The sequence below is a fragment of the Serratia sp. HNCC26DJ244 genome (assembly GCF_057180565.1).
The window spans coordinates 113,668-126,085 of sequence record NZ_JBXUGO010000008.1 but is presented as its reverse complement, the minus strand read 5'-3'; the positions used below and the strand labels follow the sequence as shown (position 1 = coordinate 126,085).

The following is a 12,418-nucleotide window of genomic DNA, read 5'->3' as shown; positions in this document are numbered from 1 at the left end:
ATGAAGGAGAAGGCCACTTTTGTATCATCAAAGGCAACGCCAAACGCATATTCAGGCAAGCTATCACGGCCTGAATATGCTGGGTGGTCGTTTGCAACCCTCTGCGCCAGTGTTTTTTTTGCTGGCGTATTGTTGTGGCCATTAACCAGCCACAGTGCAGAAGATAACAACTCCCAACTCAAAGACATCCAGCAGAGCATCGCAGAAAAAGAGCAGGCAGTTAAACGGCAGCAGCAGAAACGCAGTTCCTTGCAGGATCAGCTCAAGCAGCAAGAAAAAAGCATCGCACAAGCTAGCCGGGCGTTACATGGTACCCAGGGAACACTCACGGTACTGGGCAAAGATATTTCTGGCCTTAATACCTCAATCGCCAAACTGGAAAAACAACAAGCCACCCAGCAAGAAATCCTCGCCAAGCAACTTGATGCAGCGTTTAGACAAGGGCAACATGGCGCATTGCAGCTTATTCTCAGTGGTGAAGAAAGCCAACGTAGCGAACGTATTCTCGCCTATTTCGGTTACCTCAATGAAGCACGCCAGCAATCCATAGAACAACTCAAGCAGACTCGCCGTCAATTGGCGGAACAGAAACGTTCGCTGGTGGCTAAACAAGGTCAACAAAAATCTCTACTTAACGAACAGCAAAGCCAGCAACAAAAGTTGGAGCAGGCGCGCAGTGCACGTAAAAAAACCTTGGTGTCATTAGAAGCCTCGTTGGAAAAAGATCAACAGCGGCTAGTGGAATTACGCCAGAACGAAACCCGTCTACGTGACCAAATCGCCCGGGCAGAACGTGAAGCTAGAGCCCGCGCCGAACGGGAAGCGCGTGAAGCGACTAAAGTACGTGAACAAGTGAAGGTCAAAGAACAGCAGGCGAAAAAAACCGGCACCAGCTATAAACCCAGTGAAAGCGAACGTTCATTGATGGCACGAACCGGTGGTTTGGGTCAGCCATCTGGGCAAGCGATGTGGCCAGTACGAGGTCGCGTCCAACATAATTTTGGCGAACAACTGCAGGGTGAGTTACGCTGGAAAGGTATTGTGATCGAAGCTCGAGAAGGCAGCGAAGTAAAAGCCATTGCCGATGGCCGGGTTCTGCTGGCTGACTGGCTGCAAGGTTACGGCCTGGTGATCGTCGTTGACCACGGCCAGGGTGATATGAGTCTGTACGGTTACAATCAGAGTGCGTTGGTTAACGTCGATGCACAAGTGCGTGCTGGCCAACCCATCGCCTTGGTGGGTACCAGTGGTGGGCAGGGTACACCGTCGCTCTACTTTGAAATTCGTCGCCAAGGCCGAGCGGTCAACCCGGTGCCATGGTTAGGAAGGTAGCTTTGTACTATACCCGTTATACTTCAAGTTTCTTGGGTGTTAGCTGCGCTCAATCACCCCAGTCACATAGTTTTCTATGCTCCTGGGGATTCCATCGCTGGCATGCCTACAAGCAACTCGAATTATTTTGTGTATATACCAAAACAGGTATCGCTATTTTACTGGGTACGCTACTGCTCGCTAGCACTGTGCAGGCAGGAAAGTTGTCGATTGTAATCGATGATATGGGTTATCTCCCACGTGAAGACAGTGCCATACTGCAAATGCCGGTAGCCATTTCTGTGGCCATCCTGCCTAATTCCCCCCATGCTCACCAAATCGCCACCCAAGCGCACAATCAGGGCCGCGAAATACTGATCCATATACCCATGGCTCCGCTCAGCAAACAGTCGCTGGAACGTGATACGCTGCAACCTTCCATGAGCAGTGAAGAGGTTCAGCGCATTATTCGCGATGCCGTCAATAATGTGCCCTATGCGGTAGGGATAAATAACCATATGGGCAGCGCCATGACCTCCAGCCTACCGGGGATGCAAAAGGTGATGCAGGCACTGGCTGGCTACCAGCTCTATTTTCTGGACAGCATGACCATTGGAAATAGTCAGGCCACACACGCTGCTGCGGGTACCGGGATAACGGTGATCAAACGCAAGGTGTTCCTTGATGATAGCGCCAACCCGAATGATATCCGCCAGCAGTTTAATCGGGCCGTTGATGTAGCACGCCGTCATGGTTCGGCTATCGCCATCGGCCATCCTCGCCCAGCCACAATAAAAGTGCTGCAACAGATGTTACCCACCTTGCCCGGTGATATCGTCCTGGTGAAACCCAGCGCACTGCTTAATGAACCACAGCAAAGTCATGGCAGCGATACACCGCAACGGCAACCACACCCCCTAACGCCGAAGTCACCATTTAGCGGCACCATCAAGCAGTGCAAGGTTAAGCTGCCGAAACAGGGGGTCAACACAGGTGACGCCTTGAAGGTGATTGGGGAAGGAGTGGCGCAATCACCCATCGTGATATTAATTAAACGCCATTGGCAGAACTGGGCCGGTTCAACGCAAAACCTGCAAAACCAACAAGATTAGCGGAGGAGCACGCCGTGGTCTCCTCCTGGCCGCTTAATCCCAGCTCAAGACGACTTTCCCGGATTGCCCGGAACACATGACATCAAACCCCTGCTGAAACTCGTCGATCGAGAAACGGTGGGTGATAATCGGTGTCAGATCAAGACCTGATTGAATCAATGCCGCCATCTTGTACCAGGTTTCAAACATTTCACGGCCATAAATCCCTTTGATAAACAGCCCTTTGAAAATGACTTGATTCCAATCGATAGACATATCCGAAGGTGGGATCCCCAGTAGCGCAATGCGCCCACCATGATTCATCGCATTGAGTAACGAACGGAATGCCGGTGGTGCGCCGGACATCTCGAGCCCCACATCAAAGCCCTCCGTCATGCCCAACTCGGCCATCACCGCCGTCAGGTCCTCTTTAGCCACGTTCACCGCACGGGTGACACCCATTTTGCGCGCCAGGTCGAGACGATACTCATTGACGTCGGTAATCACCACATGACGAGCGCCGACATGCTTACATACCGCAGCAGCCATAATGCCAATTGGGCCAGCACCGGAGACCAGCACATCCTCACCCACCAGATCGAAAGAGAGAGCGGTGTGTACAGCATTGCCGAAGGGGTCAAAAATAGCGGCCAGCTCATCGGAAATATTATCCGGAATTTTGAAGGCATTAAACGCTGGGATCACCAGATATTCAGCAAAAGCACCAGGGCGATTAACCCCCACTCCTGTGGTGTTACGACACAGATGAGTACGGCCACCCCGGCAGTTACGGCAATGCCCACAGGTAATGTGCCCTTCACCAGAAACACGATCCCCGATATTGAATCCTTTGACCTCTTGGCCGATAGCCACCACTTCCCCCACATACTCATGGCCAACCACCATGGGTACCGGGATAGTTTTCTGCGACCATTCATCCCACTTGTAGATATGAACATCAGTACCGCAGATGGCCGTTTTGCGGATTTTAATCATCACATCATTGTGACCCAGCTCTGGCTGAGGCACATCAGTCATCCAAATACCGGGTTCCGCTTTTAGTTTTGATAATGCTTTCATGGAAGTACCTTATGCAATAACACCCAGTGTCTTACCGATACGGATAAATGCCTCAACCGCATGTTCAATCTGCTCTGGTGTGTGATCAGCAGACATCTGTGTACGGATACGTGCCTGGCCTTGTGGTACCACCGGATAGAAGAAACCGGTGACGTAAATACCTTCTTTCAGCAAAGCGTTGGCAAAATCCTGCGCCAATTTGGCCTCACCTAGCATCACCGGAATAATGGCATGGTCAGCCCCGGCAAGCGTAAAACCGGCAGCGGTCATTTTTTCACGGAACAGCCGGGCATTACTCCACAAGCGTTCACGCAGTGCATCCCCTTGTTCCAATAGCTCCAGCACTTTGATCGACGCCGCCACAATCGCCGGGGCCAGCGAATTGGAGAACAGATAAGGGCGTGAGCGCTGGCGTAACCACTCCACCACCTCTTTTTTCCCTGCGGTATAGCCACCGGAAGCACCACCCAGCGCCTTACCCAAGGTGCCAGTAATAATATCAACCCGGCCCATCACTTCGCAGTATTCATGTGTCCCACGCCCATGAGCACCGACAAAACCCACCGCGTGGGAATCATCCACCATCACCAGTGCGTTGTATTGATCTGCCAGGTCACACACCCCTTTCAGATTGGCAATGACCCCATCCATCGAGAACACACCGTCGGTGGCGATCATGATGTGACGCGCACCATCCGCCTTGGCCTGCTTGAGTTGCTCCGCTAATTGATTCATATCGTTATTGGCATAGCGGTAGCGTTTAGCCTTGCACAAACGCACGCCATCGATGATGGAAGCATGATTCAAGGCATCAGAAATAATGGCATCTTCCGGGCCAAGCAAGGTTTCAAACAAACCGCCATTGGCATCAAAACAGGAGGAGTAGAGGATGGCATCTTCCATCCCCAGGAAACCCGCCAGTTTCTGCTCCAATTGTTTATGGCTATCTTGCGTACCACAGATAAAACGTACTGAAGCCATACCAAAACCATGACTATCCATGCCCGCCTTGGCAGCAGCGATCAATGCCGGGTGGTTAGCTAGCCCAAGATAGTTATTGGCACAAAAATTGATAACATGGCGGCCATCGGCAACGGCGATATCTGCCTGCTGGGCGGAAGTGATAATACGTTCTTCCTTGAACAGCCCTTCGGCACGAGTGGTAGCAAGTTGTTGTTCCAACTGCTGATAAAAGGATGCGGACATTTAGTCATCTCCAAAATAGGAATATTTTGGGATATTTTACTGATTTATAACTAAGCTGACGACAATACACGACAGAGAAAATTAAAATTGCAGCAGATATCACGGCAAATGGCAGCGTCAATTAAGCGAATAGGATATTAACCATACCGCCGATGCTCCTGATGCAATGAAATGCTATTATAGGCGGCATATCAGAGTGAGCATGGTGCATCACCAAACAGAATATAGGGGTAAACCCAATGATTATCGTCACTGGCGGCGCTGGCATGATTGGCAGCAACATCATTAAGGCACTGAATGATCAAGGATATCGTGACATTCTGGTCGTCGACAACCTAAAAGATGGCACCAAATTCGTCAACCTGGTAGACCTTGATATCGCTGACTATATGGATAAAGAAGAGTTTCTCGTCAGCATTATGGCGGGTGACGACCTGGGTGATATCGAGGCTGTTTTCCACCAAGGTGCCTGCTCTTCCACCACCGAGTGGGATGGCAAATACATGATGGATAACAACTATCAGTATTCCAAGGATCTCCTGCATTTCTGTCTGGACCGCCAAATCCCCTTCCTGTATGCCTCTTCTGCTGCCACTTACGGTGGTCGCACCGATAACTTTATTGAAGAACGGCAGTATGAGCAGCCGCTGAATGTCTACGGTTACTCAAAATTCCTGTTCGACCAATACGTGCGTGAAATCTTGCCAGAGGCGGATTCGCAGGTATGCGGTTTCCGTTATTTTAATGTGTATGGCCCCCGTGAAGGGCACAAAGGCAGTATGGCCAGTGTGGCATTCCACCTGAACAACCAGATCCAGCGCGGTGAAAACCCCAAATTGTTCGCCGGTAGTGAAAACTTCAAGCGTGACTTTATCTATGTCGGTGACGTGGCGGCGGTTAATCTGTGGTTCTGGCAAAACGGCGTATCCGGTATTTTTAACTGCGGTACTGGCCGGGCGGAAACCTTCCAGGCGGTGGCGGATGCCGTGGTGGATTATCATCAGTCAGGTGCCGTGGAATATATTGAGTTCCCGGAAAAACTGAAAGGCCGCTATCAGGCCTACACGCAAGCGGATCAAACCAAATTGCGCGCAGCCGGTTATAGCGCACCATTCAAAACCGTCGCCGAAGGCGTTAAAGAGTACATGGCCTGGTTGGATCGTACCGCTTAAGCTGAAGGAACGAATTTACGGTATGAAAATTCTGGTTATCGGCCCTTCGTGGGTTGGCGATATGATGATGTCGCAAAGCCTCTATCGCACCTTGAAGGCCGAGTATCCCTCAGCAGAAATCGACGTGATGGCCCCTGCCTGGTGCCGTCCTCTGCTGGCTCGTATGCCAGAAGTGAATCAGGCATTAGCCATGCCACTGGGCCATGGCGCCCTGGGGCTGGGTGAGCGCCGTCGTCTTGGTCATGCTCTGCGCTCGCAGGGTTATCAGCGTGCCTATGTGCTACCCAACTCGTTCAAATCTGGCTTGGTTCCCTTCTTTGCCAAGGTACCTTTGCGTATCGGTTGGCGCGGTGAGATGCGTTACGGTTTGCTCAATGACCTGCGGGTGTTGGATAAAGCGGCGTTCCCCTTGATGGTGCAGCGCTATGTCGCCTTGGCTTACGATAAACAACGTATACTCCGGGCGGAAGATCTGCCCCAGCCGCTACTCTGGCCACAATTGCAGGTCAGCGCCGGGGAAATCGCCGAAACCACAGCGGCATTTAACCTCACCGAGCAGCGGCCGATTATCGGTTTTTGTCCAGGTGCCGAGTTTGGCCCAGCCAAGCGTTGGCCGCACTATCATTACGCCACCTTGGCACAAGCGCTGATCAATCAAGGTTATCAAATTGTCCTGTTTGGTTCGGCCAAAGACAGTGAAGCGGGGGAACAGATCCGTGCCGCACTGGAAGAAAACAGCCGTGATTTCTGCCTTAATCTAGCCGGGAAAACACAGCTCGAACAAGCCGTCGTGCTGCTGGCTTCCTGCCAGGCAGTTGTCAGCAATGATTCGGGTTTGATGCATATTGCCGCGGCACTGAATAAACCACTGATCGCACTGTATGGCCCAAGTAGCCCGGACTTCACTCCTCCGTTATCTCAGCAGGCCAGGGTGATCCGTTTGATTGATGGGTATCACAAAATCCGTAAAGGCGATGCTGATCAGGGTTATCACCAAAGCCTGATCGACATCCAGCCCCAGCAGGTGTTAGACACGCTGATGCCACTACTTGCCGCCAGCGAGGAATAACCATGCAGGTACTGATCGTTAAAACCTCCTCAATGGGGGATGTACTTCATACCCTGCCTGCACTGACCGATGCCATGCAGGCTATCCCTGGTATTGGTTTCGATTGGGTGGTGGAGGAAGGATTCAGCCAAATCCCCAGTTGGCACCCGGCGGTGGACCGCGTGATCCCGGTAGCACTTCGCCGTTGGCGTAAAAATTGGTTTGCTAAAGAGACCCGGCAGCAGCGCAACGATTTCAAACAGCAGGTACAACAACGCCAGTATGATATTGTCATTGATGCGCAGGGGTTAATTAAGAGCGCGGCGTTGGTGACGCGCCTTGCTCGCGGCAGCAAACATGGTCTGGATTGGCACAGCGCACGGGAACCACTAGCCAGTTGCTTTTATCAGCATCGTCATCCTGTGGATAAACAGCAACACGCGGTAGAGCGTATACGCGAACTCTTTGCCAAAAGCTTGGGTTATGAAAAACCGCATAATACCGGGGATTACGCCATTGCCGCGCGTTTTCTTAGCCATCCCCTTGCAGATGGCGGGAAATATCTGGTTTTCCTGCACGCAACCACGCGTGATGCAAAACATTGGCCAGAGCAGCATTGGCGTCAACTGATTGAATTACTTGCCCCTAGCGGGTTAAAGATCAAGCTCCCCTGGGGAGCCGAGCATGAACACCAGCGAGCTTTACGCTTGGCAGACGGGTTTGGGCATGTTGAAGTGTTACCCAAGCTGACTCTTGAGCAGGTAGCCGCCGTGTTGGCAGGCGCTAAAGCGGTGGTTTCCGTCGATACCGGTCTGAGTCATCTGGCTGCCGCCCTGGACCGCCCGAATGTCACCCTGTATGGTCCAACAGACCCGGGGTTGATTGGGGGGTATGGGTTGAATCAGAATTCATTGATTGCGCCGAGAAAAAATATGCTAGAAATCACCGCTAACGCTGTCCGGACAGAACTACAAAAGGCCATCTAATGAAGAAGCTGCATATTATTAATTTAGGGAAAATGGGTGGTGTTGAACGCCTGTTTTTGCAGTATATCAACGATACCACTGATAACAGTAACGAAGTAATTTGCATCAGCAGTGAGATCGCTAAAGAAATTCGCCAACAGATGCCAAACCAGGCCGTGACGTTTGCCAATCGATTAATCAATTCACTCTCGCTGCGCTGCCCGCAATTTTTACGAAAATACCTGCTGACAAGAAAAATAGAAAGGGCCAATGCCGATGTGATCATCGTATGGGATCTGATTCCCGGTCTAGCAGCAAAACCTAAACGCGGCAAATTGATTTATTACGATCATGGCTGCTCCTGGCGTTATCCCAAAAATCATAAGACTCTGGGTTTCTTCGCTATGCTGGATGGTGTTATTTCTGCATCCCATGCGTCGAAACGCGTGATGGAATTACGTTTTAATTTACCCTGCCCAAACCCAGTAGTAATCAACCGTATCAAAACGCCAACAGGGCTTAACGATACCCCCAAGTTACTATCGCAACCAGTCAAGATCGGTACTGCTTCTCGACTAGTAAGTCTTAAAGGAATCAGCGTTTCCCTGCTGATGATGCAAGAGTTATTGCGTCGTGGACATCATGTTTCTTTAGAAATTGCAGGCAAAGGTCCAGACAGAGCAGCCTTTGAAGCTCTGGCTGAACGGCTACAACTCGGTGATCACGTCATATTCAGCGGTTTTCAAGATAATGTCGCAGACTTCTTTAACCGTATCGATATTTATATGAGTACACCGATTACCGAACCGTTCGGTTTGTCCTGTATGGAATCACTCTATTTTGGTGTGCCTGTAATATTCCCACTAATCGATGGTCAACCAGAGGCAGTGAAGGATGGTTATTGTGGTATTGGGCTAACACCGTCTATCACTATTGAACAGCATCAACATCTAACCGGCATAAAAGTTGATTTCCCGCATGATGTTTACGATCCACTCAGTGATTCACTCGTTAAGCCAAAATTATTGTCACATATCGACTGCGCAGATGCTGTGGAGAAACTGTTGGTGACAGATACTTACCAATTTCTCAGCAAAAATGCCCGTAATTACCCAATGACACATTTCAATTATGCAATGTTCAAGACTGATTTTGACCAGACTCTACTATCCTTGGCCACCCAGAATTAACCTAGTTGGAAAAACAGAACCATGCTGACAGAAAAGGCCCCCCATCCAGCATTTAGCTATCTTATTTATTTAGGGTGTGCTGTTGCTTTTTTTACCATTCCTTTCGGTTCCAACATTGGGCGTGATTTTTTTTATATCTCCAGTTACCTCTCATTGATTGTTATTTTCCTGCACGCAAAGTACTTCTTCAGAAACAAGATGAACCTAATTTTACCTATGCTTTTTTTCTGCGTAGGGATAGGATCCATTCTCTGGATGAGCGATTTTAAGCAACCAGGTGACTATATCAATATTTACCGCTCATACTTATCAACCGGAAAGTTACAAATAGCTACCGCATTTCTTTTACTGTTCGCACTGAATGAACGCCTTTGTATGCAGCGTGCATTTATTGTCGTGGCTTTAAGTTGCGGTTTGGCTGTCAATGGCTACGCACTTTATCAGGGATTGATATTAAATATTCCGCGTATTGAACTCAACTTTGATCGCGCCACTCTCGTTGCCTATATCATGACCGCCATCAATCTGGTCATGATGCAAGCCATTCTGATGTTACAAACTCGTTACCGCCTGATTTTATATGTTTTGGCTTTCTTGCTCACATTCTCCGGTATCATCCTAACAGGAACAAGAGCTGCCATGTTGGTCTATCCTCTTGCGTGCATCCTATCACTACTAGCAACAACAGAGTTAATATCTAGAAAACGCAAGATCCAGTTGGTAATCTCAATCCCTTTATTACTGCTAGTGAGTGGTGTTGTCTTCAAGACACAGATAGAAAAACGTATTAGTGATTTTAAAACCGACATACAGAGGATTGACCAACCCAAAGTGGATAACTCAATTATTTCCAGGCTAAGTATGCAGGTCGTGGCTATACATGCTGGATCAGATGCACTATGGGGCCAATCCGCAGAGTTACGTGGCGAAAAAATCCGTACCATTGTCGCGCAAGAGCCCCAGCTATATGGAGCCATGCCCTATATCAATGTCCATCTACATAACGAATTACTGGAAACCTTTTCTCTTAAAGGTCTCTGGGGGGCGCTATGTTTACTGGCACTCTATATTGGTCTGTTTGTCTCGTCACTGAGACCTCACCGCAATGCATTACTGCTAGGAATAAGTTTCAGTCTATTTGCTTACGGACTCAGCGATGTCGTTTTCTTCAGTAAGGAAGGCACCGTTATATTCTGTCTAGCGATTATTGCCAGTGTACTTTCCGTGAAAAAAAGTCAGGAGCCAACAGCATGAACCTGACACCACCTCTGCTTAGTATTATTGTTCCATTCTACAATAATGAGGATTTTATCATCGATAGTTTGGGGTCATTATTTGATCAAATTCGTGATGATATTGAAGTAGTAATTATTGATGATGGCTCGACAGATTCATCCTTTGTATTGGTCAACGAGTTTCTACTAAAAAAACAACATCCCTTAGTAAAATTTATTTCTCAGACAAACGGTGGTATTGCCAATGCCCGCAACGTCGGGTTACAAAATGCCGGTGGGCGCTATGTCACTTTTCTGGACGGAGATGACATGCTATGTACTGATTATCTGGCAGTTTTACACCCATTACTGCTCGAAGACCGCGAGGATTTGATTGATTTCAACTATCAGAAATTCACCGTTTCTCCCTCTGTTTTACCCACAAATCAGCAGGTCAAACACATCGTGTACGACTTTCAACATCAAGGGCTGGATTGTCTAAAACCGCTATTTGCCAACTCGATGTGGCATCTTTGGAGTCGGGTTTATCGGCGTACATTGCTAGCAGGAGATACTTTTGAAAATGGGCGGCGCTATGAAGATGTTATCTTCACACCTTTCCAATATTTCAAAACCCGAAAAATTGCCCATATTGACCATGCGCTCTATCTATATCGCGATAATAACCAAGGGATCACCCGCAATATCAAGGCTAAAGATATTGAAGACATGCTGTTTGCGATGAAAAAAATGCTGCAATTTGTGGCACAACACCAAGGTGATGAACCGCTACGACAATTGGCTGCATTGATGCTCGCCAACTGTTTCTCCGAGGTGAAGTCCATGTCAAAAATAGTTTACGGCTATTATCACTATGAACCAGAGACCCTAAATACTCTTCGTCAGGCGGCCATGATATGCCAAGATAGTGACGTCCCGGGAAAAAAAGTCCGCCAAATGCGTTATGCACGAGTGGATACTTTTCTATCGAAAATGCGTTGGTGGCTACGCACCATCATACCAAGACGTTTCTAGCCTCTTATCAAGAGTTCAAAGACATATGAGCCACAATCTCATCATAAACACGCTGTGGCTGAATAACCCCCACCGGTCCATCAACCTCCAATGGCATGGTATAACCCGTTCGAGAAAGATGAATAATTCGGTGCAACTCTACATCCTGAATTGGTCCGGTAGACCGAGGATCAGCCGTCACAAATAAACTTATCGTCTTGGTTTTCAATGCAATCGCCAAATGCAAAGGCCCCGTGTCCCCAGATACCAGTAGATCGAGGCTATCAATTAATGTCAACGTTCCCTGTAGCCCAGTCTTACCTATCTTATTATCAACACAAGTCCGAGTATCAGGATGAATAAGCTGCAGGAACTCTTGTGCTTTCTTTTCATCTTTTTGCCCTGCACCAATCAACACAAAGCGCACATTTTGATATTGGACAGCCAACATATCCGCCAACTTGGCAAAGTGACCAACCGGCCAACAACGAGACTCTGTAGAAGCCCCAAGTTGAAATCCAATTGAGCAAAATTCGATGTTTCTAATGCCTGGCTTATAGGGGACAGGAATTTCCATAGTCGGATCGTCACTACGACACCCTAAAATGGAAATCAACTCCAGTTTTCGGCGAATAAAGTGCCCATAATAATGGAATACATAGTTGGTCAACCAAGGTTCCAACCCACATATCCCTGAACTATAGTTATCTCTGATGACATATTTTGCACCGGCCATAATGGCACTGATAACGTCATAAGGTAGGTGTGAATGCAGGATCAGAGCCAGGTCCGGCTGATGTTGCCGCAATGATTTCAATAGAGGGCCAATGGTCTTTATTTTACTGTTCCAGTAAATCACCCGATCATAATAGCGACCATTTTCTACTAACTCGCTATTTTTTTCATGTACTACCAGTGTGATATGTGCGGCAGGATAACGTTCACGCATCGCTCTCAACACCGGGGTATTGAACATGAAATCCCCTAAAGCTGTCGTGGAATAAATAACGATATTCTCGAACTGCATTTTGCTGTCAAAGGTCGCTTTATCCTGGAAACGACCATACTTCGCGGTATAACGTCGCAAGAACCAATCAGCAGCCTTGATTTTCCACTTTTTCGACATG

At 48.6% G+C, this 12,418-nt stretch carries 11 protein-coding genes; 8 read left to right on the top strand and 3 right to left on the bottom strand.

All coding sequences use genetic code 11. The features are described 5' to 3' along the window. On the top strand, nucleotides 1–1,332 hold the full coding sequence (envC, locus tag AC2A06_RS09065; protein WP_484380060.1) for a murein hydrolase activator EnvC: 1,332 nt from the start codon (nucleotides 1–3) through the stop codon (nucleotides 1,330–1,332). A gap of 149 nt (nucleotides 1,333–1,481) precedes the next feature. Then, nucleotides 1,482–2,423: a divergent polysaccharide deacetylase family protein gene (locus tag AC2A06_RS09060; RefSeq protein WP_484380080.1), complete on the top strand. Its 942-nt coding sequence runs from the start codon at nucleotides 1,482–1,484 to the stop codon at nucleotides 2,421–2,423. A 33-nt stretch (nucleotides 2,424–2,456) separates the two neighbouring features. Here the strand turns inward: AC2A06_RS09060 and tdh are convergent, their stop codons facing one another. After that, complete coding sequence (tdh, locus tag AC2A06_RS09055; protein ID WP_023490541.1) at nucleotides 2,457–3,482, bottom strand: L-threonine 3-dehydrogenase; 1,026 nt, start codon at nucleotides 3,480–3,482, stop codon at nucleotides 2,457–2,459. Between the two features lie 9 nt (nucleotides 3,483–3,491). Continuing rightward, nucleotides 3,492–4,688 (bottom strand): glycine C-acetyltransferase, encoded by a 1,197-nt coding sequence (locus AC2A06_RS09050; protein WP_023490542.1) that lies wholly within the window; start codon nucleotides 4,686–4,688, stop codon nucleotides 3,492–3,494. Between the two features lie 239 nt (nucleotides 4,689–4,927). Here AC2A06_RS09050 and rfaD point away from each other — a divergent pair, with 239 nt between their 5' ends. Genes rfaD through AC2A06_RS09020 form a run of 6 tightly spaced genes read left to right on the top strand, consistent with a single transcriptional unit; the run spans nucleotide 4,928 to nucleotide 11,312 of the window. Further along, nucleotides 4,928–5,860 carry an ADP-glyceromanno-heptose 6-epimerase gene (gene rfaD, locus AC2A06_RS09045; RefSeq protein WP_484380059.1) on the top strand — a complete coding sequence of 311 codons (933 nt, stop codon included), beginning with the start codon at nucleotides 4,928–4,930 and terminating at the stop codon, nucleotides 5,858–5,860. 22 nt (nucleotides 5,861–5,882) lie between these two features. After that, on the top strand, nucleotides 5,883–6,929 hold the full coding sequence (rfaF, locus tag AC2A06_RS09040) for an ADP-heptose--LPS heptosyltransferase RfaF (RefSeq protein ID WP_484380058.1): 1,047 nt from the start codon (nucleotides 5,883–5,885) through the stop codon (nucleotides 6,927–6,929). A 2-nt stretch (nucleotides 6,930–6,931) separates the two neighbouring features. Beyond that, a complete protein-coding gene (gene rfaC / locus AC2A06_RS09035) occupies nucleotides 6,932–7,894 on the top strand; it encodes a lipopolysaccharide heptosyltransferase RfaC (protein ID WP_484380057.1) in 963 nt (320 codons plus the stop codon). Then, the gene (locus AC2A06_RS09030) at nucleotides 7,894–9,063 is read left to right on the top strand and encodes a glycosyltransferase (RefSeq protein ID WP_484380056.1); all 1,170 of its coding nucleotides are present in this window, start codon (nucleotides 7,894–7,896) and stop codon (nucleotides 9,061–9,063) included. Before rfaC ends, AC2A06_RS09030 begins: the two co-directional genes overlap by 1 nt. A 21-nt stretch (nucleotides 9,064–9,084) precedes the next feature. Next, nucleotides 9,085–10,317, top strand: a complete 1,233-nt coding sequence (locus tag AC2A06_RS09025; protein WP_484380055.1) for an O-antigen ligase family protein — start codon at nucleotides 9,085–9,087, stop codon at nucleotides 10,315–10,317. Beyond that, the gene (locus AC2A06_RS09020; RefSeq protein WP_473196411.1) at nucleotides 10,314–11,312 is read left to right on the top strand and encodes a glycosyltransferase family 2 protein; all 999 of its coding nucleotides are present in this window, start codon (nucleotides 10,314–10,316) and stop codon (nucleotides 11,310–11,312) included. The genes AC2A06_RS09025 and AC2A06_RS09020 overlap by 4 nt, the downstream gene beginning before the upstream one ends. Nucleotides 11,313–11,319: 7 nt before the next feature. Here AC2A06_RS09020 and AC2A06_RS09015 read toward each other — a convergent pair whose 3' ends face one another. Next, on the bottom strand, nucleotides 11,320–12,417 hold the full coding sequence (locus AC2A06_RS09015; RefSeq protein ID WP_484380054.1) for a glycosyltransferase family 9 protein: 1,098 nt from the start codon (nucleotides 12,415–12,417) through the stop codon (nucleotides 11,320–11,322). Nucleotide 12,418 lies beyond the last annotated feature (1 nt).

Bases quoted from the DNA above. Each gene is read 5' to 3' on its own strand.
- AC2A06_RS09030 (WP_484380056.1), top strand. From the start codon at position 7,894: ATGAAGAAGCTGCATATTATTAATTTAGGGAAAATGGGTGGTGTTGAA.
- AC2A06_RS09015 (WP_484380054.1), bottom strand. From the start codon at position 12,417: ATGTCGAAAAAGTGGAAAATCAAGGCTGCTGATTGGTTCTTGCGACGT.
- rfaF (WP_484380058.1), top strand. From the start codon at position 5,883: ATGAAAATTCTGGTTATCGGCCCTTCGTGGGTTGGCGATATGATGATG.
- rfaC (WP_484380057.1), top strand. From the start codon at position 6,932: ATGCAGGTACTGATCGTTAAAACCTCCTCAATGGGGGATGTACTTCAT.
- AC2A06_RS09020 (WP_473196411.1), top strand. From the start codon at position 10,314: ATGAACCTGACACCACCTCTGCTTAGTATTATTGTTCCATTCTACAAT.
- rfaD (WP_484380059.1), top strand. From the start codon at position 4,928: ATGATTATCGTCACTGGCGGCGCTGGCATGATTGGCAGCAACATCATT.
- tdh (WP_023490541.1), bottom strand. From the start codon at position 3,482: ATGAAAGCATTATCAAAACTAAAAGCGGAACCCGGTATTTGGATGACT.
- envC (WP_484380060.1), top strand. From the start codon at position 1: ATGAAGGAGAAGGCCACTTTTGTATCATCAAAGGCAACGCCAAACGCA.
- AC2A06_RS09050 (WP_023490542.1), bottom strand. From the start codon at position 4,688: ATGTCCGCATCCTTTTATCAGCAGTTGGAACAACAACTTGCTACCACT.
- AC2A06_RS09025 (WP_484380055.1), top strand. From the start codon at position 9,085: ATGCTGACAGAAAAGGCCCCCCATCCAGCATTTAGCTATCTTATTTAT.